The sequence below is a fragment of the Streptomyces sp. NPDC059909 genome, assembly GCF_042730885.1.
Classification (GTDB): Bacteria; Actinomycetota; Actinomycetes; order Streptomycetales; family Streptomycetaceae; genus Streptomyces.
Genome location: NZ_JBHWKX010000016.1, coordinates 1 through 23,555 on the forward strand (window position 1 = coordinate 1; position 23,555 = coordinate 23,555).

A 23,555-nucleotide genomic window follows, 5' to 3' on the forward strand; every position below is an offset into this window, starting at 1 on the left:
AGGTACACCGCGAGGGCCTTCAGGCGCGGCCCGTACTGGGCCGGGGAGGCCACCGGGGCCGGCGGGGACGCGGCGGTGACCTGCCCGCAGCCGCAGCGGCGGCGCTCGAGCCGGTGCTCGACCACGCGCAGCCGGATCTCGGGCAGGTCGAACACCTGCCGCTTCTCCACCGAGACCACCTCGGCCCCTGACAGGTCCGCCGCACAGGAGGAGCACGCGGCCGGAACATGAACGGCGGTCTCGTCCGGCTCGGCGACCTGCAGCAGGGCACCGCCCGCGGCTCCCTTGGGCTTGCCCGGCCCCCGCCCGGACGGCTTGCGCAGCGACTTCGGCTTGGCCAGGCCGTCACTCGACGGCGGCTTCGAAGAGTTCCTCGAGTTCATCCCCAGACGGCGCCTGAGCTCGGCGTTCTCCGCCCTCAGCTCCGCGATCTCGGCCCGGGCCGCAGCCAACTCTTCCCGCAACTCACCCACGAGCACAGCCAGTTCCGCATAGCTCGGCAGCGACGGGGTCTCGGACACGATCCCCAATGATCAACAATCCAGGCCCGCAGATCAACTCAGCCCGAGACGACCACCAAACCAGTCACGAAGCGAGAAGCTCCCGACGGATGGGCGAGCACCGAGGAATGGCTGGACTGGCTGCGGGCCGGAGCGAGCGACGCGGACGGCCTCACGGCCACGTTCGACGAGCAGATCGCCAAGCACAAGCTGTCGAAGGTCAGGACGGCCGGGAGCGAGGCCTGGGGCGTCCGCGGAGTGTCACCCGCAGCAGTTCAGTATTCAGGGACCTGACGTGACGCTCTTTTCGTTGAAGACCTCGACCACACACTTCGCCCGCGCCGACCGAGCGCCGTCCCTGATCCGTCCGTCGCTCGTCACCAAGGTGAGCTGGAAACCCTCCGCAAGGGCCACGTAGGTCGCGTCGTATGCCGTCAGGTTGGCGTGGAGTTCGCGGACTCGGGGAAGGAACGGCAGATGCTCCTGTCGTCGGACGGGGAGTATCGCGAACGCGGACCACGCGTCGTCCAGCTCCATGTCGGTCAACTTCTTGCCGCGGTGGCGTCCGAGCAGCGCCGACGCCACCGCGACGTCGACGAGGTGGGGGGCGAGCAGGCGCTCGCCGGCCACCCGGTCGCGTACGGCTTCACCGACCGGGCCTGCATCGGCGAGCAGCATCACGAGCGCTCCGGCGTCCATGACGATCACTCGTGGCGCCCTCCCCGGTCGATGTCGCGCAGCACGTCGTCAGTGGAGAGGTGAGCCGTGACCCGTTCCCGGATACGGGTGATCACATCCTCCAGGGCGGGCGTCGCCGCTTCCTGCTCCAGCAGCGTTCGTGCGTAGGCCTGCAGGGACTGCCTGTTGCGGGCGGCTCTTATCACCAGCTCGGTGAGCGCTTCCTCGGACAGGTCTCGCACATACAGGGTCGCCATGCAACAAGACTGGTCGCTCTGCCGGCATTCCGCAGGCAGAGCGACCGGTCGCCGGCCCGCCGCGAGGTCAGCCCGTCTTCGTCCAGTCCTTGCAGCCCGTCGTCTTGAAGTACGCGTCCCCCGGCGCGATCTTCACGATCGCCGCACCCTTCGCGTTCTCGTTCGCGATGATCGCGTCCGTGCTGTGGCTCGCGTCCTTCGAGCGCTCCCAGTAGCACATGTCGTCGTTGCCGGTGGACTTGTACGTGCCCGGGGCGATGTCCGCGCCGACCTTGAACATGCCGCCGTCGCCCTTCATCTCGGACTTCGGGCTGCCCTTGGCCTTCTCGTCGACGGCCTCCCAGTCCTTGCAGTCGGAGGACTTGAAGACCTTGTCGCTCGCCTTCACGGTCACATAGCTCGTGCCGGTGACGTTGTCGTTGGCGAGGAGCGAGTCCATCTCGCCCGAAGAGTCCTTGGCGCGCTCCCAGTAGCACATGCCGTCGTCGTTTCCGCTGGTGCGGTACAGGCCGGGCTGGATGTCCTTGCCGACCTCGAAGTCGCCGTCGCCGGAGATCGCCGCGGCCTTCTTCTTCTCCTGCTTCCCTTCCTGCTTCCCTCCCGCCTGCTTGGCGGGCTGCTCCTGCTTGCCCTTGGCGGTCGGCTCGGTTCCGTCGCCCCCGCCGGCCGCGGAAGCGATCGCGATGACGACGACGACCGCGCCGAGACCGGTGAGCACCTTGTGGCGGGCGAACCAGTTGCGCTTCTGCTGCGGCTGCTGCGGGGCGTACGTGGGCTGAGACATGGCTGTGGCACCTTCCCGGGCGCTGTTGGGACTGCGTGTTCCGATGGGCCAATAAGACCAGAGCCTGTGAACCGAGTCAACAGAGTTCACAGGTTTTGATTCGGCTCACGCTGTGAATCGATCCGCTCGGTATGCTCGGTGTTCACAGCGCGGACGAGGCGACGAGGGAGACGGTCAGGTGCCGGACGAGCGCACAGCAGAGGTCACCGCCGCCGGGATCGCCCGGCTCGCGGGAGTGGGACGCGCCGCGGTCAGCAACTGGCGGCGCCGGCACGCCGACTTCCCGAAGCCCGTCGGCGGCACCGAGACCAGCCCCTCCTTCGCGCTCGCCGAGGTCGAGCAGTGGCTGCGCGATCAGGGCAAACTCGCCGAGGTACCGCGCCGTGAACGGGTCTGGCAGCAGGTCACCGGCCACCCCGCGGGCGCGGTCACCGCGCTCGTCCACGCCGGATGCGTCCTGCTCCTCGAACGGGACAGGCCCACCGCCTGGCTGGAGCTGGCCGCCACCTCCGACGAGCGGCTCGTCGAGATGCTCCCCACCGCCCTGGACCATGTGCTCGCCGCCCGCTTCGGTGAGCAGCGCGCCGCCGTGTCCTCCCCCTCGGCCGCCGCGCTCGCCCCGTCCGTACCGCTGCTGCGCGGGGCCGCCGAGCTCGCCGCCGAACTCGGCGCGCGCCAGGCGTTCGAGTTCCTCCTCGGGCGGCATCTGGACGCCAACCCCCGGCAGTACACGCTGACTCCACCAGGACCCGCCGAGCTGATGGCCGCCCTCGCGGGGGCCGACGGGACCGCCAGGACCGTTCTCGACCCGGCGTCCGGCACCGGCGGTCTGCTGCGGGCCGTACGCAACCCCGCAGCCCTCTACGCCCAGGACGCCGACCCCGAGCTGGCCGCGCTCACCGCACTGCGCCTCGCGCTGCACGGTGACGCCGACATCCGCGCGGCCGCGGGCGACACGCTGCGCGACGACGCCTTCCCCGGGCTCACGGCCGACGCCGTGCTCTGCCACCCGCCGTTCAACGAGCGCAACTGGGGGCACGACGAGCTCGCCTACGACCCGCGCTGGGAGTACGGCCTCCCCGCGCGTACGGAGTCCGAACTCGCGTGGGTGCAGCACGCCCTGGCCCGCCTCCGCGAGCGCGGCACCGCCGTCCTGCTGATGCCCCCGGCCGTGGCCTCCCGCCGCTCCGGGCGCCGCGTCCGCGCCGATCTGCTGCGCCGCGGCGCGCTGCGCGCCGTGATCGCGCTGCCGGCCGGGGCCGCGCCCCCGTACGGCATTCCGCTGCACCTGTGGGTGCTGTGCAGGCCCGGCACCGACCAGCGTCCCGACCCCGAGCTGCTGTTCGTCGACACCACGGGGCTCGTCCACGCGGACGGCGGCCGCGACAAGGCGCAGCTGCCGTGGGCCGCCGTGCGGAACGCCGTGCTCGACGCCTGGCAGGGCGGCGAGGAGCAGCCCGGAGTCAGCCGGACCGTACCCGTCATCGAACTCCTCGACGACGACGTCGATCTCGCCCCCGCCCGGCATCTGTCGGTCCCGGCCGGGGGCGGCTCGGCGGCCGAGCTGGAGTCCGTGCGCCGCCGTCTGGACGGCTCCCTGCGCCGCACCATGGAGCTGACACCCGCGCCGGGCGCACCCGCGCGGCCCGCGGGCGCCCGCACGCTCACCACCGTCGGTGAACTCTCCCGTGCCGGGGCGCTCCGGCTGCGCACGGGCGGCGCCGGGAACTCACCCTCCGGCGGACCGGCGGTTCCCGTTCTCACCGAGCACGACGTGTACGCGGGGTCCGCGCCGTCCGGCACTCTCCCGGCGGGCCCCGGACCCGAAGAGGAGCCGGTGCTTACCGAGGAAGGCGACGTCGTCGTCCCGATCGTGGGCGGCGGAGCCGTCGCGCGCGTCGTCGACGCCGCCACCGCGGGCGCCGGGCTCGGTCGCAACCTGCAGCTGCTGCGGCCCGACCCGGCGGCCCTCGACCCCTGGTTCCTGGCCGGTTTCCTGCGCGGGACGGCGAACACCCGGCAGGCCAGCAGCTACGCCTCCACGGCCACCCGGCTCGACGTACGGCGGATCCAGCTGCCCCGGCTGCCGCTCGCCGAACAGCAGCGGTACGGCGAGCGGTTCCGCGCCCTCGCCGAGTTCGAGGACGCGCTCCGCCTCGCGAGCCGGCTCGGCGGACAGCTGGCGCAGGGGCTGTACGACGGGCTCGCGGACGGGACCGTGCTCCCTGAGTGAGCGCGGAGCGGGGGCGGTGCGGGGCGCCGTGCCGGCACAGGAACAGGCGGAGTGATCAGCGCAACAGCAGTTGTGCACAACCCTGAGCCGGGTGTCGGTGTCGCTGTATACGCTCTAACTCCTTGAGTCCACATGCCACCTGGGAGCGACACATGCACGGTCATGCGCCCATGACGCCACCGCGCCCCGCCGTGACGGCGGGCGTGATCGCCGTGCGCGTGATCATCTGCATCCTGATCGTGCTGAGCCTCGGGTTCCTCGCGTGGGTGGCCATGCTCCGTATCGCGATCATGCGGCGCAGGGGCCGGGACTGGGGGCTGTTCTGGGCGCAGTTGGTGTTGAACATCGCCTGCATGGCGACCCTGGAGCAGCGTCTGGCGGACCATTGGATATCGAACGTCGGCATGGCGCTGCTGCTGGTGCAGATGGCCGTCGTGACCGTCTACTACGTGATCGTCGACATCCACTTCCACCAGCGTCCGTACGCGATACCGGCCGCGACACCGGGCGCGGTACCGGGCGGGCTCATGCCGCCCGTTCCCCCGTACGGCACGCAGTACGGACAGCCGCAGATGCCGCCGACCCCGGGGTACGGCTACCCGCCGCCACAGCCCGTACAACAGCCCCCGCAGCCCCAGCCCCAGCCCCAGCCCCAGCCCCAGCCGCAGCCGGTCCAGCCGCTGCAGCCCGTGCAGCCGCCGCAGGCCCAGCCGCAGCCCGTGCAGCCCCCGCCCCGCATCGACCAGGTCCGTGCCGAGCTGGACGAGCTCAGTGCATATCTGCGTCAGGACCGTGGGGAGCCCGGTCGGTGAGCGGACGCGTCATCGCCGGCCGTTACGAGCTCTCGACGGTCATCGGCCAGGGCGGCATGGGCCAGGTCTGGACCGGGTACGACCAGCGCCTCGACCGCCGCGTCGCCGTGAAGCTGCTCCGCCCCGACCACATGGCCGCCGCGACCGCCGCCGACGAGATGCGCCGCCGCTTCGTGCGCGAATGCCGGGTCACCGCCCAGGTCTCCCACCCGGGCCTCGTCACCGTCCATGACGCGGGCAGCGACGGCGACGACCTGTTCCTCGTCATGCAGTACGTCGAGGGCGCGGACCTCGCCGACCATCTGGCCGAGCACGATCCGTATCCCTGGGAGTGGGCCGTCTCGATCGCCGCCCAGCTGTGCGCGGTGCTCGGCGCGGTGCACGCCGTGCCGATCGTGCACCGCGACCTCAAACCGCGGAACGTGATGGTGAAGCCCGACGGCACGGTCACCGTCCTCGACCTCGGCGTCGCCTCCGTACTCGACACCGACACGACCCGGCTCACCCACACCGGCTCCCCGATCGGCAGCCCCGCGTACATGGCGCCCGAGCAGGCGATGGGCGGAGCCGTCGGCCCGTACACCGATCTGTACGCACTCGGGGTGCTGCTGCACGAACTGCTCAGCGGTAACGTGCCGTTCGCGGGCTCCACCGCGCTCGGAGTGCTGCACCGCCATCTGTACGAGCCGCCGGTCCCCGTCCGGCAGCTGCGGCCCGAGGTGCCCGAGCAGCTCGAAGCGCTCGTGCTGAGACTCCTCGCCAAGGACCCGCAGCACCGCCCGGCCGGTGCGCAGGAGGTGTACGAGCACCTGGCCCCGCTGCTGCCCAGCCGCGGCACCCCGACCGGCCCGCTCGACCCGACGCGCCCCTTCCTCCGCCCGCACGCCCCCTGGCCCGACCGTGTGGGCGCGCCCGCTCAGGTGCCGCATCAGCCTCCGGCGCCCGTCGTGGTGGAGCGCCCGGACGTCGCCGCGGCCGTCGACGAGGTCAAGCGCCTCCTCGGCGAGGGCAGCATCACCCGGGCCGTGGACATCCTCGGCGGCATCCTCCCGGCCGCTGCCGCCGAGCACGGCGAGCACTCACCGGTCGTCCGGATCCTGCGCAAGCAGTACGCGACGACGCTGATGGACGACGGGCAGTACCGCCGTGCCCTGCCCGAGCTGCGCCGGCTGGCCGACGACCGGGCCGCCGAGGCGGGCATGGGGGATCCGCAGACGCTCCAGTTCCGCTACGACGCGGCGATGTGCCTGGAGCAGCTGGGCGAGCCGGCCGCCGCGCTCGCCGAGTACCGCGCGGTCCTGCCGTACTACGAGAACCAGCAGGCGACCGCTGCCGACCCGGCCCGCGCCTTCGACATCCGCCACCGCATCGGCCATCTGCTCCTCGCCATGGGCGACCACACGGCGGGCCACCAGCAGCTCCAGAGCCTGCTCCACGACACGGAACGGCTGTACGGGCCCGGCCACCCGAAGGCCATCGAGCTCCGGCGGGCGCTGGAGCGCCGGCGTCAGTTCCGCCCGGCCTGACTCCGCCCCGCTCGACGGGCGGTGCCTTTCAGCCCGCCCGCAGGAACGCCGTGCCCGCGACCTGCCCGGCGAGGGTGAGCCGGGTGCCGTTCGCGAGGTGCTTCGCCAGGGCCTCGCCCACCCCCGGGCGGGAGTCGTCGCCGTGGCCGTCGAGGACGACGACCGCGCCCTCGGCGGCGAGTTCCCCGGCCCACTCCAGGTCGGCCAGGACTCCCCGCACGGAGGGGTCACCGGCGATGACGATCACTCCGTAGCGGCGGTCGGAGACGGCGCCGCGGACGTCAGGGTCGCCCGGGGCACCCTGCTGGATACGGGCCCGGGCGCCGGAACGGCTGCCGCACAGCGCCAGGTTGGCGCGTACGACGTCCTCGCGCACCAACGGGTCCTCGCCCGACAGCGGATCGACACCCGTGAGCGGGTCGACGATGGTCAGCCGCGGCTCGCCGCCCGCGCGGTGGAGCATGCGCAGCAGCGCGGTCGCGAACAGCCCGTGCCGGGTGCCGATCTCCAGCACGTCCTCGTTCGGCGGGGCCAGCAGCGGAACCGTCGCCAGCTTGCCGCACACATCGGACGTGGAGCCCGCGATCCGGCCCACGCCGAGCGCCTCCAGCGCCACCACCGTGCGGTAGGCGACCGTCAGATCGCGGCGCGCATGGCCGTCGGCCGCCCCCGTCGCCGCGCTCACCTCGCGCACCAGCGTGTCCAGCTGGGTGGCGGTGGGCATCCGGTGTGCGTCCCGCCCGGCGTGGTCGAGCAGCAGCCCGAGTCCGTAGCTCTGACGCCGCAGATCGGCCACTTCGTGGTGGAGGGCGTCGACATCGGCCTGGAGGGCGTTGGTGGCGCGCTCCAGGCGCTGCTCGACCAGCGTGAACGCGGGGCGCAGCACGCGCTTGGCCAGCCGGTTGCTCAGGAGGGAGGGCATGGCCGGGAGCGTACGCCGCGCTTCATGCTCGGGGGGCCACCAACGGGTGCTGTGCGGGTGAAGTCTTGGTAGCCGCCCGCTGACGCTCACGTGCTCGAACCGTCGCCCGAACAGACGCCCGTGCCGGACCCCCTGCCGGAACCGGACCCCGAACCGGACCCTGACCCCGGCCCGTACCCCTTCCCCGTGCCGCGCGCAGCACACCCAGCAGCACCAGGACGAGCAGAGCCGCTCCACCGATCGCCGCACCCGCGCGCAGCCCCGGCGGCCGGAACGAGCAGTCGACGACCGTCGTCCTCCCGTCGAGCGGGACGGCGACCAGCCCCAAGTGCTCGCCGGCCGGTGCACCGTTGCAGCTCCAGCCGGCGATGCGCGGGGCGGCGAGCACGGCCGTGCCGGTCGAGCCCGGGGGCAGTTCGGCCCGTACGCCGTCGTCGCGGACGTCGACGGAGACCGCACCCGTGGACTTCAGCCTGCCGACCGCCACGGCGAGCCTGCCGCGGTCGAGGCAGCCCGCGCTCCAGTCGAGCGGCGGTCCGCCCTTGCCGAAGACGATCCGCGACCCCGGCCCCGCCGACGTGCCGAGCAGGGTCATCGGCGCACGGCGCTTGGGCGGTCGGCCGATCAGCCTCACCGGTTCAGCGCTGCCGAGACGGGCCGTCCCCGCATAGTCGGGTGCCCAGAGGAAGACATCGGTACCGGCCGGGCAGACGCCGTCCACGGGCCGCTCGTACACCGAGGCCCCGAGGAGCAGCTCCTGGTTGCGGAAGGGCGAGTCGCCGTAGCGGGGCTCGGGCCCCGGCGGCCTCACGGTGACGAGCGGCAGCACCTCGGCGGCCCGCACCACCCGCGGAGCCGCGCCCGGTGAGTCCGGTGAGTCCGAGCGCACCCGCGCCCCCACCGAGAAGACCGCGTCCGTGACCGGGTTGTCCAGGCTCTGCACACTGCGGCCCCGCGAGGTCCACCCGGTGCCGAGCGCCGTCATGGTGCGGGTGAACACGTCGGGCGTGTGGCTGCTGTAGTAGCCGCCGCCTTCGCCGCCCACCAGCATCGGGTCGTTGCCGGTGAGCTGCTCGCGCCCGGGGTCGGTCCGGTAGCGGGGCCAGCCGTCGGCGCCGGCGACGGCTGCGGCCCGGGCGCTGTGGTCCCCGCCCCAGGCCGGATAGTCGTCGAGCCGCCCGAGCCGCTGCCGGTCGGTGTACGCGGTGGTCGCGGCCGCCTGTCCGACCAGGGCGCCGGACAGCAGCACGGCGGCCACGACGACGTACCGCGACCGCGGACGCCGGCGTGCGGAACGCTCCGCCAGCACCAGCCCGCCGCCCGCCGCGGCCAGTCCGGCCAGGAACAGGGGGAACGTCCACCCGGTCACCAGGTCGCTGGTCGCCGCGCCCAGCGCGATCACCGTCAGGACCCCCGTGCCGGCGAGCAGCGCCGGCCGCCCCGGCCACGCACGGGCGACACACACCCACGCCGCGATCACCACGATCCCGGCGAGGACGAAGGTCTGCCGGTACGGGCTGCCGTTGGGCGTGGCGAAGACATGCCAAGCCAGATGGGTCGGCTTCCACTGGAACGACACGGCGACCACCACCGCCAGCGCCGTCCACCAGCGGCGCTCGCGCCGCGGCACGCCGCGGTGGAAGAGCAGCGCGCAGGCGAGCAGCAGTGCGCCCGTGCCGAGGAACAGGGCCGGGGTGGAGAAGCTGTACGTCGCCGGGAGCGTACGGGCGAACACGTCCCTCCAGCCCGCGGGCTCGAACTCCCGGACCACGCCCGGGTAGGCGTGCTTCGAGCCGAGGAAGACGGGCAGCAGCACGGGCGCGGCGAGCGCGATCCCGAGCAGTGTGGTCGAGGCGGCCCGGACCAGCACCCTGACCCGGTCCCGTACGCCCGTCTCCTCGTCCAGGAGCAGCCGAAGGGCCACCACCAGTGCGGCGCCGAGCGTCGCCATGTAGGCGGTGTAGAAGTTCGCGATCCACGCCACCGCGACGACCAGCGGGCCGAGGACGGGCCGCCGCCGGCCCCGCGCCCACTCGCCGACCAGGCAGAGCAGCGGGAAGGCGATCAGCCCGTCCAGCCACATCGTGTTGTACGTGGCCTCGATGACGGACCAGCCGCAGAGCGCGTACGAGGCGCCGAGCACCGAGGCCATCCACCGGCGTCCCGCGCCGCGGTGCAGGGTCAGCAGCAGCCAGGTCATGGCCGCCGCGGCCGCCGCCATCTTCAGCACGGTGATCACGTACACCGCGAGGTCGATGTCCTCGCGCGGGAAGAGTCCGACGAGTACCGAGAAGGGGCTGGTCAGATAGGTCCCGAGGTCGGGAAGGAAGCTGGTGCCGTACCCGGACTGCCAGTTGAGCAGCAGCCCGCCCCCGGCCCGCCCGTGCAGCAGGTCCCACAAATGGGCGTGGAACGGGACGAACTGATTCCCCAGATCGTTGACGCTGCGCGTCTTCGGGCCGAAGGGGAAACTGCGGGCGACAGCGTCGCCGGCGCACACGGCCACGGTGGTGACGAGTGCGGCGAGGGCGGATGCGCGCAGGGAGGTCGCCCGCCGCTGGTTTGTGTTCACGCGGCTGCGGGCAGCGATGTTCCGCGCGAGGACCAAGGTCGGCATGATTCATCGAATATGCCATGAGAGGACGTGAATTCGGCCTGTGCGAGGCCAGTTCACGTAATGGTCGCCTGTCCGCCATGTGACGAATCCACGACGGACATACGGCGCCGCCTAAGGTCTTCCCGTGCTGATCTCGATTGTGGTCCCGTGCTTCAACGAAGAGGAGATCATCAACCGCTTCCATGAACACGTGACCAAGGAACTCGCGCTCCTCGACCAGGAATTCGAACTGGTCTATGTGGACGACGGAAGTCGCGACCGTACGCTCGTTCTCCTCGAGGAGATCGCCGCGGCCGATTCCCGTACCCGCTACGTCTCCTTCAGCCGGAACTTCGGCAAGGAGGCCGCGATGCTGGCCGGACTCCAGCACGCCGGCGGCGACGCGGTGGTCATCATGGACGCCGATCTCCAGCACCCGCCCGAGCTGGTGCACCGCATGGTCCGCCTCCACGAGGAGGGATTCGACCAGGTCATCGCCCGCCGCACGCGCAAGGGCGACCGGGTCACCCGCACCGTCACGGCGCGCGCCTACTACTGGCTGATCAACCGGCTGGTGGACGTGGAGCTCGTCGACGGCGTCGGCGACTTCCGGCTGCTGTCACGCCGCACGGTCGACGCGATCCTCGGACTGAGCGAGTACAACCGGTTCTCCAAGGGCCTCTTCGCCTGGGTGGGATTCAGCACCACGACCTTCGAGTACGAGAATGCGGTGCGTGAGCAGGGCCGTTCCAAGTGGAGCTTCGGCAAGCTGCTCAATTACGGTCTCGACGGGCTGCTCTCCTTCAACAACAAGCCGCTTCGGGCAGCCGTTTACCTCGGCCTCCTGCTGCTCTCGATCGCCATGGCGTACGCCGCCTGGATCGTCGGGACCGCGCTGGTCAATGGTGTGGACACGCCCGGCTATGTCACCCTCCTGGTGACGGTGGTCGCGCTCGCCGGCGTCCAGATGGTGATGCTGGGCGTGGTCGGTGAGTACGTCGGCCGTATCTACTACGAGGTGAAGCGCCGCCCGCACTACCTGGTGGCGGCGACCAACGCCGGTGTGCCACGACAGCAGCGCGGCAGGGCCGAGCGAGAAGAAGAGCAGGGGAAGCTCGTACGGCGATGACGGTCCAGTGGCAGATGTTCCGCTTCGCCCTGGTCGGCGTCGTCAACACGGGTACGTACTACGGCTGTTATCTGGTCCTGCTGACCTGGCTGCCGTACATCGCCGCGCACGTCCTCGCGTTCGGGCTCAGCATGACGGGCTCGTTCTTCCTGAACTCGCACTTCACCTACCGCACGCGTCCGACGTGGCGGAAGTTCCTGCTCTTCCCGCTCACCAACGCGGCCAACTTCGTGATCACCACCGGTGGCGTCTATCTGCTGGTCGACGTGGGGGGCCTCAGCGACCGATGGTCCCCGCTCGTGGCGGCCGCCGCGGCGATCCCGATCACGTTCGTGGTCTCCCGCACGATCATGCTCCGGCCCGAGCCGGTCCGCGCGCCGGGCCCGGAGCGCTCGCCGGTCGGCTGACCCGCGCACGTCTCATGGGCCGTACACGACCCGGACCTCGGTGAACCCGAGCGAATGCAGGAGCCCCTCCAGCATCCTCGTCGTGTTCTGTTCGGCCTGCGCCGTCAGCCGGCTGTCCTTCGCCGCGGTCGCGATGTGCCGCACCGCCAGCTGCTGGACCGCCTGTTCGTTGTTGGGGTTGTCGGAGAAGAGGTCACCGAGCCGGTCCAGCAGGCCGCGCTGCTTCGAGACGGCATAGGAGCGGTCGGGGTCGAGGGCGGGCTTGCCGAGGACGGCGTGCGGAAGCCTGATCGTCGCGGCGGTGCGCTCCTTGTTCACGGTGACGTCCTTCCCGTCGAGCATCCCCATGTCGACGTACGCGTCCACGGTGCCGGCGCCCACATACAGCACCCTGGTGCCCCGCACCGCGTCCGGCAGGTACGCGGTGTCCTTCTCCAGATCCACGACGACCTGGAAGTGGCCCGTGGCCGCCTCGTACCGGCTGATGTCCTGGATGGATCCGAGCAGCGCGGGTCCCGAACGGTCGCGTGTCTCCTCGCCGAACAGGCCGCCGAGCCCGGGCAGCACGCTCAACTGCAAGCCCATCAGCACCAGCGCGGCAGCGAGGACGACGCCGACCCCTGCCTTGACCCACCAGGACACAGCTTTCCGAGCGCTCATCGCGGTCCCTCCCTGCCCTACGGATGCCCGCGCCTGCGACGATCAGGCGCGTCGGGCCGGCCCGCATCGACGGGTCGCGGCGGACCGCCAGGTCCCGACCGTGCCGCACACCCCCACGCCCTCCCGGATCGTTGTCCGAATCGGTGCACCGAAGTAGTGGCCCACGCCACTCCGACTGCCTACCATCGATCACCGCAAGGTCTTTGTGATCCCGCCCGTCACCCGACCACCACCCCTCAACGAGGCGCTGCGCGCCGCACCCACTGTTCGCACAAACCACCGCACGCCGGGAGGCCCCTTTGCACCGCCGCCGTCGCACCGCGCTCGCCCTGTCCGCCGCGCTCGTCGCAGCGGCCCCCCTGCTGGCCGCCTGCGGGAGCGAGGCGCGCCCCGGGGCCGCGGCCGTGGTCGGCGGGGAACGGATCGAGGTGGCCGCGCTCCAGTCGCAGGTGAAGGACGTACGGGCGGCGCAGGAGGAATCCCCGGAGGCCGCGCAGCTGATCAAGAACACCGGACGGCTGGGCCAGATCAAGCTGGGCAACATGATCTTCGACCGGGTTCTCGAGCACGCCGCGGACGAGGCCGGCGTCACCGTCTCGCGCAAGGAGCTCCAGGAAACGCGGGCCCAGGTCGCGCAGCAGCGAGGGGGCGAGAAGCGGTTCGAAGCGGAGGCGCTCGAGCAGGCCGGGCTCGCGCCCGGACAGATCGACGGGGCCATCCGTAGAGAGATCCTCATGAACAAGCTGGCCCAGGCGCTCGGCGCCGACCTCGGCACCCCGCAGGGCCAGCAGAAGGTCGGCGCCACGCTCACTGCCGCGTCGAAGGCCCTCGACATCGATGTGAACCCGCGCTACGGCGCCTGGGACGACACGAAGATCCAGCTGGGTGAGTACAAGGCCCCCTGGATCACCCAGGTCACCAAGGAGCCGCAGGCCGTCCAGGCCGGGGCCTGACCGCCCGCACGGAGACGTAGGCACCGAGACGTAAGGTCGAGGGGTGAACGCTGAGACCCCCGTCGAGCCCGGCCGTATTGTCCTGCTCACCGCCAGCCACCGCGTGGCACCCGGACTGCTGTCCTGGCCCGCGTGGCAGACGCTGCACGCCGCCGACCGGGTGCTGTGCGCGGACGGCGGCCACCCGCAGCTCCCGTACCTGAGGGAGGCGGGGGTCGCCGTGGAGATCGCCGCGCCGACCGCCCAGGAGCTCGTCGACGCCACCGCAGGCGGCAGGACCGTCGTCGTCCTCCCGGGCGGCGAGGGCGACCAGGCCCTCACCGACGGCCTCGCCCGCATGGCGGGCTCCGGCCGCATCCAGATGCCCGACCTGGAGCTGCTCCCCGGCTCGTACGACCTGCCCGGCGCCCGTCTCCTCGACCTCGTCCAGGTCATGGACCGGATCCGCCGCGAGTGCCCCTGGTCCTCGCAGCAGACCCACAAGGGTCTCGCCAAGTACGGCATCGAGGAGGCGTACGAACTCGTCGAGGCCATCGAGGACGGCGACCGCGACGAGCTGCGCGAGGAGCTCGGCGACGTCCTGCTCCAGGTCGTCTTCCACGCGCGCATCGCGCAGGAAGGCCGCGAGGAGGACGGCGCAGAGCCGTTCTCCATCGACGACGTCGCGGCCACCATCGTGGACAAGCTCATCCACCGCCACCCGCACGTCTTCGGAGACGCGCACGCCGAGACCCCCGAGGACGTCAAGGAGCACTGGCTCCGCACGAAGGCCATCGAGAAGCAGCGCGACTCCGTGACCGACGGAATCCCGCTCGGCCAGCCCGGCCTCGCCCTGGCCGCGAAGCTGGCGAGCCGTGTCCGGACGGCCGGGCTCGACGTCGAGCTGCCGACCGGGGACGGCGACCGCCGCGACTGCGGCATCGGGTACGAGTTGCTCGCCATGGCCGTACGGGCCGAGGCCGAGGGTCACGACCCGGAGGCCGCCCTCCGCGCCGCGGCCCGTGCGTACCGCGACGCGATCCGGGCCGTCGAGGAGGACCGGGCTAACGTCGAGGGGTGAACGACGCCGCACCCGCCCCCGAACTCTTCACCTGGGAGTTCGCCACCGACCCGTACCCCGCCTATGCCTGGCTGCGCGAGCACGCGCCCGTGCACAGGACCCGGCTGCCCAGCGGGGTCGAGGCCTGGCTGGTGACCCGGTACGGCGATGCGCGGCAGGCGCTCGCGGACCAGCGGCTCAGCAAGAATCCCGCGCATCACGACGAGCCGGCGCACGCGAAGGGGAAGACGGGGATCCCGGGCGAGCGCAAGGCGGAGCTGATGACGCATCTGCTGAACATCGACCCGCCCGACCACACCCGGCTGCGCCGGCTGGTGTCGAAGGCGTTCACCCCGCGCCGGGTCGCCGAGTTCGCGCCGCGCGTGCAGGAGCTGACCGACCGGCTGATCGACAACTTCGCGGAGAACGGACAGGCCGATCTCATCCATGAGTTCGCCTTCCCGCTCCCCATCTATGCGATCTGCGACATGCTCGGCGTCCCGCTCGAGGACCAGGACGACTTCCGGGACTGGGCGGGGATGATGATCCGTCACGGCGGCGGTCCCCGAGGCGGGGTCGCACGCTCGGTGAAGAAGATGCGCGGCTATCTGGCCGAGCTGATCCACCGCAAGCGGGAGGAGCCGGGGGACGACCTCATCTCCGGGCTCATCAAGGCCTCCGACCACGGCGAGCACCTCACCGAGAACGAGGCCGCCGCCATGGCCTTCATCCTTCTCTTCGCCGGCTTCGAGACCACCGTCAATCTCATCGGCAACGGTGTGTACGCGCTGCTGCGGCATCCGGAGCAGCGCGCACGCCTCCAGGCGTCCCTCGCCGCGGGCGACACCGCGCTCCTCGAGACCGGCGTCGAGGAGCTCCTCCGCTTCGACGGTCCCGTGGAGCTGGCGACGTGGCGGTTCGCCACCGAACCGCTCACCCTGGGCGGGCAGGACATCGCCGTCGGCGACCCCGTCCTCGTCGTCCTCGCGGCGGCCGACCGCGACCCGGACCGGTTCCCCGAGCCGGACGTCCTCGACCTCGCCCGCCGGGACAACCAGCACCTCGGGTACGGGCACGGCATCCACTACTGCCTCGGCGCGCCGCTCGCGCGCCTGGAGGGACAGACCGCGCTCGCCACGCTGCTGACCCGTCTGCCCGACTTGCAACTTGCGGTGGATCCGTCCGAATTGCGGTGGCGTGGGGGGCTCATCATGCGTGGATTGCGCACTCTGCCCGTTCAGTTCCCTTCCGAAATCAGCTGACGGTTCATCAAGTCTGTGACTTTCACGTGATCTCCGCTGCATCGACTTGTGACTGACGTTCGAATGCCGCTACGTTCACGGTCAACTCGGGACTCCTCGGTCCCCTGGGGACTCACAGGTCCCCTGCAGTCACACGGAAGGTCAACCGCATGCTCTCCGGGAACGGTCGCCACCGCCGCCCCCGCCAGGCTCCCGCCCTCGTCGTCGCAGCAGGCGTGACCGGCTCGGCCATCGCCATCCCGCTGCTCGGCGCGGGTTCCGCTTCCGCCGCGGACGCCGCCACCTGGGACCGCGTCGCCGACTGCGAGAGCGGCGGCATGTGGAGTGCCGACCTCGGCAACGGCTACTACGGCGGACTGCAGCTCTCCCAGGACGCCTGGGAGGAGTTCGGCGGTACGGCGTACGCGCCGCGCGCCGACCTCGCCAGCCGCTCGCAGCAGATCGCGGTCGCCGAGAAGGTCCTCGCCGCGCAGGGTCCGACGGCGTGGCCGAGCTGCGCCGTGATCACCGGCCTCGCGACCGGTGGGTCCAAGGCCAAGGTCGACCCGGGCGTGACGCCCGGCACCGCCAAGAGCGACACGGCCGGCTCGCAGGACGACGAGGTGGATCCGCCGTCGTTCGGCGACGGGGCCGACGCCGTGACGTCTCCTTCGGCCTCGCCCGCGCCCGGGCAGTCGAAGGGGTCCGGGCAGGGCGCGGGCGAGCCGTCCGCCACTCCCGAGTCGACCGCCCCCACCCAGGATGTGACCAGCGGCACCGGTGCCGACGCCGAAGGCGGCTCCGGGAAGCACCGCGGCACCCCCGCCACCAATGAGGAAGAGGCGGGCAATTCGGGCAATGACCGTGATTCTGGTCGTCATGCCTCACGAGATGACGCATCGGCACGAGGCGGCGCCACGGCGGCAGATGAGTACACCGTCCGCCCCGGCGACAACCTGTGGGCGATAGCGGATGCGAACGAGCTGCCCGGCGGCTGGCCCGCGCTGTACGAGGCGAACCAGGAGACCGTCGGCTCCGACCCCGACCTCATCCTTCCTGGCCAGAGCCTCGATCTGGGCCTGGAGAAGGGGAAGTTGGAGAAGTAGTCCGGGCTGGCGCCAGCTGTATTTCGAGCACTTATGTCCCCTTCCGCGCAAGTGAGACATGGGTCTCTTCCGGTCAACTGGCGTGTTGCGCCTGTCAAGTCCGGTCATCCCGCCTCTCACCTGCGAAAACGGACATCTGTCCGAGGTGGTTACGGGCGATTTCTCCCCGATGTTCGTCTTTGAACATCGGGGAGAAGTGCGTTTACGGTCTGAACCGCTCGCCACCGCGGGCCCCCTCGACCGTCACGCCGAATCCTGCCGTCGGTCGAAGGGAACAGTCGACGCGTCAAGCGCCGTAGGCAGGAGCGGGGGACCCAAGGTAAGTGCCGCGTCCGCCCGATGAGGGACGGTCACGGCTTGGGGTGAAGCCGCGCGCAGGATCGCGCGGCCGGGCAACTCGTCCTCTGGTTCCTGGCGGAACCGGGGACACCCCATCGGCCCGAACCCGACAGCTCACCTCGCAGGCGTCGGTGAGGGGAATCTCCATGCTGCACTCCGGCAAGGTCAAGCACCGTCGCCCGACCGTTCTCCAGCGGTCCGCCCGTATCGTCACGCTCGCCGGTGTCGCTGGTGCCGCGATAGCCGCGCCGCTCGTGGTCGCCGGCACGGCGTCCGCCGCCACCGCCTCCGAGTGGGACACGGTCGCCCAGTGCGAGTCCGGCGGCAACTGGTCCATCAACACGGGCAACGGCTTCTACGGCGGCCTGCAGTTCTCGGCCTCCACCTGGGCCGCGTACGGCGGCACGGCGTATGCCGCCACCGCCGACCGGGCCACGAAGGCCCAGCAGATCACGATCGCCGAGAAGGTCCTGGCCGGCCAGGGCAAGGGCGCGTGGCCGCACTGCGGCGTGGGCCTGTCCAATGCCGCGTACACCGGTGGCGCCGCCGAGGCCGCCCCGAAGCCCGCCGCCCCCAAGGCCGAGACCCCCGCCCCGGCGCCGAAGCGTGCCGAGGCCCCGACCACCCGCTCCGCGCGCCCGGCCGCCCCGGTCAAGAAGGGCGACGGCGAGTACACGGTCAAGGCCGGTGACACCCTCGGCAAGATCGCCGAGGCCGAGAAGGTCAAGGGCGGCTGGAAGAAGCTGTTCGACCTGAACAAGGACGTCATCGACGACGCGGACGTCATCCACCCCGGCCAGAAGCTCCACCTGAGCTGACGGCCCGACTCCGGGAACGGTCCCGGGACCGGGGCTCCCCGACCCGGCCCCCAGGACTCCCGTAGTCGCTCCCCACGGGCTCCCGTGACCCGGTGGACCCGGCGGACCACCGGACGCACGCACCCCCGTCCCCCGAGCCCCCCGGTCCGGCGCGCCTTCCCCCGTACGCGCCGGGCCGGGGTTTCTGTCTGCTTCGTGCCCTTTTTCGTCCCACGGGGCGGGCACCGGCCGACCGATGCCCCTGGGCCGGATAGGCTCATGTCGCAAGGCCAAAGCGACCCTGCACAACCAGCGTCACATCCCAGAAGGAGATGCTCGTGCCGTCCATCGACGTCGTCGTAGCCCGGGAAATCCTGGACTCCCGAGGCAACCCCACGGTCGAGGTCGAGGTCGGCCTCGACGACGGCAGCACCGGCCGTGCTGCCGTGCCCTCCGGCGCCTCCACCGGTGCGTTCGAGGCCATTGAACTCCGTGACGGAGACCAGAACCGCTACATGGGCAAGGGCGTGGAGAAGGCCGTCCTCGCCGTCATCGAGCAGATCGGCCCCGAGCTCGTCGGCTACGACGCCACCGAGCAGCGCCTGATCGACCAGGCGATGTTCGACCTGGACGCCACCGACAACAAGGGGTCCCTCGGCGCCAACGCGATCCTCGGCGTCTCCCTGGCCGTCGCCCACGCCGCGTCCGAGGCCTCGGACCTGCCCCTCTTCCGCTACCTGGGCGGCCCGAACGCGCACCTCCTGCCGGTGCCGATGATGAACATCCTGAACGGCGGCTCGCACGCCGACTCCAACGTGGACATCCAGGAGTTCATGATCGCCCCGATCGGCGCGGAGTCCTTCTCCGAGGCGCTGCGCTGGGGCACCGAGGTCTACCACACCCTCAAGAAGGTCCTGAAGGAGCGCGGACTCTCCACGGGTCTCGGCGACGAGGGCGGCTTCGCCCCGAACCTGAACTCCAACCGCGATGCCCTCGACCTCATCCTCGAGGCCATCAAGCAGGCCGGCTACGCGCCCGGCAAGGACATCGCCCTCGCGCTCGACGTCGCCGCCTCCGAGTTCTACAAGGACGGCACGTACCTCTTCGAGGGCAAGGAGCGCTCGGCCGCCGAGATGACCGAGTACTACGAGGAGCTCGTCGCCGCGTATCCGCTCGTCTCCATCGAGGACCCGCTGTTCGAGGACGACTGGGCCGGCTGGAAGGTCATCACCGACAAGCTCGGCGCCAAGGTGCAGCTGGTCGGCGACGACCTGTTCGTCACCAACCCGGAGCGCCTCGCCCGCGGCATCGAGGACGGCGCCGCGAACGCGCTGCTGGTCAAGGTCAACCAGATCGGTTCGCTGACCGAGACCCTGGACGCCGTCGAGCTGGCCCAGCGCAACGGCTTCAAGTGCATGATGTCCCACCGCTCCGGCGAGACCGAGGACGTCACCATCGCCGACCTGGCCGTCGCCACCAACTGCGGCCAGATCAAGACCGGTGCCCCGGCCCGCTCCGAGCGCGTCGCCAAGTACAACCAGCTGCTGCGCATCGAGGAGATCCTCGACGACGCCGCGGTGTACGCGGGCCGCTCGGCGTTCCCGCGGTTCAAGGGCTGACACCCCCGCTTACGTACGTCCCCGCACGCGGTCCCGTACCGTGTGCGGGGACGTACGTACGTAAAGGGGAGGCGCGCACATGGCCCGGGACCGGTTCTCCACCGCGACCCGACTGCGGCTGCTCGGAGAGCAGACCGCCGCCCGCGTCTACCGCTCGCAGAACCGCCGTCAGGCCCGCCGCTCCCGGCTCACCGGCCGGGCCGCCTTCCTCGCCCTGGTGGTCTGCTCGCTGATCGTCGCGCTCGCGTACCCGATGCGGCAGTACGTGTCGCAGCGGAACGACATCGCCGAGCAGGAGCGGCTCGCCGACGCGGCCCGCGAACGCGTGGAGCGGCTGCGCGACGAGAAGGCGCGGCTCCAGGACGACGCGTACATCAAGCGCCTGGCGCGCGAGCATCTGCACATGGTCCTGCCGGGCGAGACGGCCTACACCGTGATCGACCCGAGGGCCGGCGAGCAGCCACGCTCCGAGGAGGACGGCGCCGGCCGGCCCTGGTACTCGAACGTGTGGGACGGCGTCGACCACGCCGACGCGCGCCGCTAGCGAAGTCACGAAAACGAACGAAGAGACGTACGGACACATATATATGGACACGCCCCCTCCCTCGACCGAGCACACCCCGCCCACCGAGGCGGACATCGCCGCGTTCCAGGAGCAGCTCGGCCGCCCGCCGCGTGGCCTGCGAGCGATCGCCCACCGCTGCCCCTGCGGCAATCCGGACGTGGTCGAGACGGCCCCGCGGCTGGAGGACGGCACGCCGTTCCCGACGCTGTACTACCTGACCTGCCCGCGGGCTGCGTCCGCGATCGGCACGCTGGAGGCGAACGGCGTCATGAAGGAGATGACCGAGCGCCTGCAGACCGACCCCGAGCTGGCGGCGGCGTACCGGGCGGCGCACGAGGACTACATCGCGCGGCGCGACGCGATCGAGGAGCTGAAGGGCTTCCCGAGCGCGGGCGGCATGCCGGACCGTGTGAAGTGCCTGCACGTCCTGGTCGGCCACTCCCTGGCCGCGGGGCCGGGGGTGAACCCTCTCGGCGACGAGGCGATCGCGATGCTGCCGGAGTGGTGGGCGAAGGGGCCGTGCGTCAGCCCCTCCCTCGACGAAGCCTGAAGTTTCCCGTCCCTCGCCGTGCCGGGCACGCTTCCAGCTCCCGTCCGGCGTTCGAGGACGGCACCCGGGCCGCCCGGACGGTACCGGTCACCACACCAAGGAGCCACCATGACCCGCGTCGCCGCCGTCGACTGCGGCACCAACTCCATCCGCCTGCTCGTCGCCGACACCGACCCCGCCACCGGCGAGCTGACCGAGCTCGACCGCCGGATGACCATCGTCCGCCTTGGCCAGGGCGTCGACCGCACCGGCCGCCTCGCCCCCGAGGCGCTGGAGCGGACCTTCGCCGCCTGCCGCGAGTACGCCGAGGCCATCAAGGCGCACGGCGCCGAGAGGATCCGCTTCGTCGCCACCTCCGCGTCCCGCGACGCCGAGAACCGCGACGACTTCGCGCGCGGCGTCCTCGACATCCTGGGCGTGGAGCCGGAGGTGATCAGCGGGGACCAGGAGGCCGAGTTCTCCTTCAGCGGCGCCACCAAGGAGCTGCCCGGCCACGAGGAGCGCCTCGTCGTGGACATCGGCGGCGGCTCGACCGAGTTCGTCGTCGGTCACGAACACGTCGAGGCCGCCCGCTCCGTGGACATCGGCTGCGTACGGCTGACCGAGCGGCACATCCACAGCGATCCGCCGGCGCCCGCCGAGGTCACCGCCGTCCGCGCCGACATCGCCGCCGCGCTGGACCTCGCCGAGGAGACCGTGCCGATCCGCGAGGCGCAGACCCTCGTCGGTCTGGCCGGTTCGGTGACCACCGTCGCCGCTGTGGCGCTGGGCCTCGAGGAGTACGACTCCTCCGCCATCCACCACGCGCGGATCTCCCGCGAGCAGGTCGCCGAGGTGACCCACCGGCTGCTCTCGTCCACGCACGACGAGCGTGCCGCGATCCCCGTGATCCACCCCGGCCGGGTGGACGTGATCGCCGCCGGGGCGCTCGTCCTGCTGGAGATCATGGAGCGCATCGGCATCGATGAGGTCGTGGTCAGCGAGCACGACATTCTGGACGGAATCGCCTGGTCGATCGCCTAGCGCGGTCCCGCGGCAAAAAACTTCGTGAAGTTCTTCACAAGGAAAAGGGCCCGGTCGGCCGTCGAAAGTGCCCTTCGACGGCCCTCCGGGCCTGCTTTTGTGTCCAACTCGGCCTGAGCGCCCTCGGTCCGGCATGTGTCGGCCGCGTTGCGTACATATGAAACGGGGCAGTGGTTCACCTTCTTCTGGCCGGATGGGGCCAGCTCAGGCGGCCTTGACAACGTTCCCCGTTACATCGTGGTTCCCTGGCGGGGTCATGACCTCGGTCACGTGGGCGGCGGAGTGTAGCAGAGGGTCCGAGGGTGCTTGTGAAGGGGCTCACGAGCGACCCCTCTGAGGGGGGTGGATACTCGATGCCATGAGCACCACGGAGCGTCCCAGGATCCTCGTAGTAGGCGGTGGGTACGTAGGCCTGTACGCAGCTCGTCGCATTCTGAAGAAGATGCGGTACGGGGAGGCGACCGTCACGGTCGTCGACCCGCGGTCGTACATGACCTACCAGCCCTTCCTCCCCGAAGCCGCCGCCGGCAGCATCTCGCCGCGGCACGTCGTCGTCCCGCTGCGACGCGTGCTGCCCAAGGCCGAGGTACTCACCGGCCGGGTCACCACCATCGACCAGGACCGCAAGGTCGCCACGGTTGCGCCGCTCGTCGGCGAGGCCTATGAGCTGCCCTTCGACTACCTGGTGATCGCGCTCGGCGCGGTCTCCCGCACCTTCCCGATCCCCGGCCTCGCCGAGCAGGGCATCGGCATGAAGGGCATCGAGGAGGCCATCGGCCTCCGCAACCACGTCCTCGAGCAGCTCGACAAGGCCGACTCGACGACCGATGAGGAGGTCCGCCGCAAGGCGCTGACCTTCGTCTTCGTGGGCGGCGGCTTCGCCGGCGCGGAGACCATCGGTGAGGTCGAGGACCTGGCCCGCGACGCGGTCAAGTACTACAAGAGCATCAAGCGCGAGGACATGCGCTTCGTCCTCGTCGACGCCGCCGACAAGATCCTTCCCGAGGTCGGCCCGAAGCTCGGCAAGTACGGCAAGGAGCACCTCGAGGCCCGGGGCATCGAGATCTACCTCAACACCTCGATGGACTCCTGCGTCGAGGGCCACGTGGTGCTGAAGAACGGCCTGGAGGTCGACTCCAACACCATCGTGTGGACCGCCGGTGTGAAGCCGAACCCGGCGCTCGCCCGCTACGGTCTGCCGCTCGGCCCGCGCGGCCACGTGGACACCGCCGCCACCCTCCAGGTGCAGGGCACCGACTACATCTGGGCCGCGGGCGACAACGCCCAGGTCCCGGACATGGCCTCGCGCCGCGCGGGCGTCGAGAACGCCTGGTGCCCGCCGAACGCCCAGCACGCGCTGCGCCAGGCGAAGGTCCTCGGCGACAACGTCATCTCCGGTATGCGGGGCTTCCCGCAGAAGGAGTACAGCCACGCCAACTCGGGTGCGGTCGCCGGTCTCGGCCTGCACAAGGGCGTCGCGATGATCGTCATGGGCAAGGTGAAGATCAAGCTCAAGGGCCGGCTCGCCTGGTACATGCACCGTAGCTACCACGGCATGGCCATGCCGACCTGGAACCGCAAGATCCGCGTCTTCGCCGACTGGACGCTCGCGATGTTCCTCAAGCGCGAGGTCGTCTCGCTCGGTGCGATCGAGTCGCCGCGCGAGGAGTTCTACGAGGCCGCGAAGCCGGCCCCGGCGGCGGCCAAGCCCGCCCCGGAGAAGGCCAAGGCCTCCTGACCCGGCTGTAGCAGCATCCCGCAGTACCCCGAAGGGGCCGTCCGCCATCCGTGGTGCGGACGGCCCCTTCGGCGTTCCCGT

General features: G+C 71.1%; 22 protein-coding genes and 1 riboswitch. Of the genes, 15 read left to right on the top strand and 7 right to left on the bottom strand.

Annotated elements, in window-relative coordinates:
• The 4 genes from ACFV9O_RS13670 to ACFV9O_RS13685 form a co-directional block, all read right to left on the bottom strand.
• Positions 1 to 521, bottom strand: a 521-nt coding sequence (locus ACFV9O_RS13670; protein WP_385416614.1) for a DUF6444 domain-containing protein, incomplete at its 3' end; no start/stop codon positions are given.
• Positions 522 to 782: 261 nt separating this feature from the next.
• Positions 783 to 1,199, bottom strand: a complete 417-nt coding sequence (locus tag ACFV9O_RS13675) for a type II toxin-antitoxin system VapC family toxin (protein WP_385416878.1) — start codon at positions 1,197 to 1,199, stop codon at positions 783 to 785.
• Positions 1,200 to 1,204: 5 nt separating this feature from the next.
• The gene (locus ACFV9O_RS13680) at positions 1,205 to 1,435 is read right to left on the bottom strand and encodes an antitoxin (protein ID WP_385416617.1); all 231 of its coding nucleotides are present in this window, start codon (positions 1,433 to 1,435) and stop codon (positions 1,205 to 1,207) included.
• A 67-nt stretch (positions 1,436 to 1,502) separates the two neighbouring features.
• Positions 1,503 to 2,219: a hypothetical protein gene (locus tag ACFV9O_RS13685; RefSeq protein ID WP_385416619.1), complete on the bottom strand. Its 717-nt coding sequence runs from the start codon at positions 2,217 to 2,219 to the stop codon at positions 1,503 to 1,505.
• Positions 2,220 to 2,397: 178 nt separating this feature from the next.
• Between ACFV9O_RS13685 and ACFV9O_RS13690 the strand changes: the two genes are divergently transcribed.
• From ACFV9O_RS13690 to ACFV9O_RS13700, 3 genes are all read left to right on the top strand, one after another.
• Positions 2,398 to 4,452: an N-6 DNA methylase gene (locus ACFV9O_RS13690; protein ID WP_385416621.1), complete on the top strand. Its 2,055-nt coding sequence runs from the start codon at positions 2,398 to 2,400 to the stop codon at positions 4,450 to 4,452.
• Between the two features lie 170 nt (positions 4,453 to 4,622).
• On the top strand, positions 4,623 to 5,264 hold the full coding sequence (locus ACFV9O_RS13695; RefSeq protein ID WP_385416624.1) for a hypothetical protein: 642 nt from the start codon (positions 4,623 to 4,625) through the stop codon (positions 5,262 to 5,264).
• Positions 5,261 to 6,790 carry a protein kinase gene (locus ACFV9O_RS13700; protein ID WP_385416626.1) on the top strand — a complete coding sequence of 510 codons (1,530 nt, stop codon included), beginning with the start codon at positions 5,261 to 5,263 and terminating at the stop codon, positions 6,788 to 6,790. Before ACFV9O_RS13695 ends, ACFV9O_RS13700 begins: the two co-directional genes overlap by 4 nt.
• A 28-nt stretch (positions 6,791 to 6,818) precedes the next feature.
• Here the strand turns inward: ACFV9O_RS13700 and ACFV9O_RS13705 are convergent, their stop codons facing one another.
• Positions 6,819 to 7,712, bottom strand: a complete 894-nt coding sequence (locus ACFV9O_RS13705; protein WP_385416629.1) for a class I SAM-dependent methyltransferase — start codon at positions 7,710 to 7,712, stop codon at positions 6,819 to 6,821.
• 22 nt (positions 7,713 to 7,734) lie between these two features.
• Positions 7,735 to 10,329, bottom strand: a complete 2,595-nt coding sequence (locus ACFV9O_RS13710) for a YfhO family protein (RefSeq protein ID WP_385416631.1) — start codon at positions 10,327 to 10,329, stop codon at positions 7,735 to 7,737.
• 124 nt (positions 10,330 to 10,453) lie between these two features.
• Between ACFV9O_RS13710 and ACFV9O_RS13715 the strand changes: the two genes are divergently transcribed.
• Entirely contained in the window at positions 10,454 to 11,437 is a 984-nt protein-coding gene (locus tag ACFV9O_RS13715) for a glycosyltransferase family 2 protein (protein WP_385416634.1), read from the top strand.
• Positions 11,434 to 11,844, top strand: a complete 411-nt coding sequence (locus ACFV9O_RS13720; protein WP_385416637.1) for a GtrA family protein — start codon at positions 11,434 to 11,436, stop codon at positions 11,842 to 11,844. The genes ACFV9O_RS13715 and ACFV9O_RS13720 overlap by 4 nt, the downstream gene beginning before the upstream one ends.
• A 12-nt stretch (positions 11,845 to 11,856) precedes the next feature.
• Here ACFV9O_RS13720 and ACFV9O_RS13725 read toward each other — a convergent pair whose 3' ends face one another.
• Positions 11,857 to 12,504: a DUF4230 domain-containing protein gene (locus ACFV9O_RS13725; RefSeq protein WP_385416639.1), complete on the bottom strand. Its 648-nt coding sequence runs from the start codon at positions 12,502 to 12,504 to the stop codon at positions 11,857 to 11,859.
• A gap of 299 nt (positions 12,505 to 12,803) precedes the next feature.
• Here ACFV9O_RS13725 and ACFV9O_RS13730 point away from each other — a divergent pair, with 299 nt between their 5' ends.
• The 10 genes from ACFV9O_RS13730 (at position 12,804) to ACFV9O_RS13775 (ending at position 23,474) form a co-directional block, all read left to right on the top strand.
• Positions 12,804 to 13,457 carry a SurA N-terminal domain-containing protein gene (locus tag ACFV9O_RS13730; RefSeq protein ID WP_385416641.1) on the top strand — a complete coding sequence of 218 codons (654 nt, stop codon included), beginning with the start codon at positions 12,804 to 12,806 and terminating at the stop codon, positions 13,455 to 13,457.
• A gap of 43 nt (positions 13,458 to 13,500) precedes the next feature.
• Positions 13,501 to 14,517: a nucleoside triphosphate pyrophosphohydrolase gene (locus tag ACFV9O_RS13735; RefSeq protein ID WP_385416644.1), complete on the top strand. Its 1,017-nt coding sequence runs from the start codon at positions 13,501 to 13,503 to the stop codon at positions 14,515 to 14,517.
• A complete protein-coding gene (locus tag ACFV9O_RS13740; RefSeq protein WP_385416646.1) occupies positions 14,514 to 15,758 on the top strand; it encodes a cytochrome P450 in 1,245 nt (414 codons plus the stop codon). The genes ACFV9O_RS13735 and ACFV9O_RS13740 overlap by 4 nt, the downstream gene beginning before the upstream one ends.
• A gap of 149 nt (positions 15,759 to 15,907) precedes the next feature.
• A complete protein-coding gene (locus ACFV9O_RS13745; protein WP_385416648.1) occupies positions 15,908 to 16,843 on the top strand; it encodes a transglycosylase family protein in 936 nt (311 codons plus the stop codon).
• Positions 16,844 to 17,124: 281 nt separating this feature from the next.
• A riboswitch (cyclic di-AMP (ydaO/yuaA leader) is annotated at positions 17,125 to 17,325 on the top strand.
• A 3-nt stretch (positions 17,326 to 17,328) separates the two neighbouring features.
• A complete protein-coding gene (locus ACFV9O_RS13750) occupies positions 17,329 to 18,000 on the top strand; it encodes a transglycosylase family protein (RefSeq protein ID WP_385416651.1) in 672 nt (223 codons plus the stop codon).
• 311 nt (positions 18,001 to 18,311) lie between these two features.
• Positions 18,312 to 19,598 (top strand): phosphopyruvate hydratase, encoded by a 1,287-nt coding sequence (gene eno / locus ACFV9O_RS13755; protein ID WP_385416655.1) that lies wholly within the window; start codon positions 18,312 to 18,314, stop codon positions 19,596 to 19,598.
• A gap of 79 nt (positions 19,599 to 19,677) precedes the next feature.
• A complete protein-coding gene (locus ACFV9O_RS13760) occupies positions 19,678 to 20,142 on the top strand; it encodes a septum formation initiator family protein (RefSeq protein WP_385416657.1) in 465 nt (154 codons plus the stop codon).
• Positions 20,143 to 20,185: 43 nt separating this feature from the next.
• Positions 20,186 to 20,713, top strand: coding sequence for a DUF501 domain-containing protein (locus tag ACFV9O_RS13765; protein WP_385416659.1), 528 nt, complete (start codon positions 20,186 to 20,188; stop codon positions 20,711 to 20,713).
• A gap of 108 nt (positions 20,714 to 20,821) precedes the next feature.
• Positions 20,822 to 21,736 carry an exopolyphosphatase gene (locus tag ACFV9O_RS13770; protein WP_385416662.1) on the top strand — a complete coding sequence of 305 codons (915 nt, stop codon included), beginning with the start codon at positions 20,822 to 20,824 and terminating at the stop codon, positions 21,734 to 21,736.
• Between the two features lie 358 nt (positions 21,737 to 22,094).
• Positions 22,095 to 23,474, top strand: coding sequence for an NAD(P)/FAD-dependent oxidoreductase (locus tag ACFV9O_RS13775; protein WP_385416665.1), 1,380 nt, complete (start codon positions 22,095 to 22,097; stop codon positions 23,472 to 23,474).
• Positions 23,475 to 23,555 lie beyond the last annotated feature (81 nt).

What these genes read in the sequence shown, in the direction of transcription:
- ACFV9O_RS13770 (WP_385416662.1), top strand. Translation starts at nt 20,822, where the DNA reads ATGACCCGCGTCGCCGCCGTCGACTGCGGCACCAACTCCATCCGCCTG.
- ACFV9O_RS13720 (WP_385416637.1), top strand. Translation starts at nt 11,434, where the DNA reads ATGACGGTCCAGTGGCAGATGTTCCGCTTCGCCCTGGTCGGCGTCGTC.
- ACFV9O_RS13760 (WP_385416657.1), top strand. Translation starts at nt 19,678, where the DNA reads ATGGCCCGGGACCGGTTCTCCACCGCGACCCGACTGCGGCTGCTCGGA.
- ACFV9O_RS13705 (WP_385416629.1), bottom strand. Translation starts at nt 7,712, where the DNA reads ATGCCCTCCCTCCTGAGCAACCGGCTGGCCAAGCGCGTGCTGCGCCCC.
- ACFV9O_RS13750 (WP_385416651.1), top strand. Translation starts at nt 17,329, where the DNA reads ATGCTGCACTCCGGCAAGGTCAAGCACCGTCGCCCGACCGTTCTCCAG.
- ACFV9O_RS13695 (WP_385416624.1), top strand. Translation starts at nt 4,623, where the DNA reads ATGACGCCACCGCGCCCCGCCGTGACGGCGGGCGTGATCGCCGTGCGC.
- eno (WP_385416655.1), top strand. Translation starts at nt 18,312, where the DNA reads ATGCTCGTGCCGTCCATCGACGTCGTCGTAGCCCGGGAAATCCTGGAC.
- ACFV9O_RS13765 (WP_385416659.1), top strand. Translation starts at nt 20,186, where the DNA reads ATGGACACGCCCCCTCCCTCGACCGAGCACACCCCGCCCACCGAGGCG.
- ACFV9O_RS13680 (WP_385416617.1), bottom strand. Translation starts at nt 1,435, where the DNA reads ATGGCGACCCTGTATGTGCGAGACCTGTCCGAGGAAGCGCTCACCGAG.
- ACFV9O_RS13775 (WP_385416665.1), top strand. Translation starts at nt 22,095, where the DNA reads ATGAGCACCACGGAGCGTCCCAGGATCCTCGTAGTAGGCGGTGGGTAC.
- ACFV9O_RS13675 (WP_385416878.1), bottom strand. Translation starts at nt 1,199, where the DNA reads ATGGACGCCGGAGCGCTCGTGATGCTGCTCGCCGATGCAGGCCCGGTC.
- ACFV9O_RS13685 (WP_385416619.1), bottom strand. Translation starts at nt 2,219, where the DNA reads ATGTCTCAGCCCACGTACGCCCCGCAGCAGCCGCAGCAGAAGCGCAAC.
- ACFV9O_RS13725 (WP_385416639.1), bottom strand. Translation starts at nt 12,504, where the DNA reads ATGAGCGCTCGGAAAGCTGTGTCCTGGTGGGTCAAGGCAGGGGTCGGC.
- ACFV9O_RS13745 (WP_385416648.1), top strand. Translation starts at nt 15,908, where the DNA reads ATGCTCTCCGGGAACGGTCGCCACCGCCGCCCCCGCCAGGCTCCCGCC.
- ACFV9O_RS13710 (WP_385416631.1), bottom strand. Translation starts at nt 10,329, where the DNA reads ATGCCGACCTTGGTCCTCGCGCGGAACATCGCTGCCCGCAGCCGCGTG.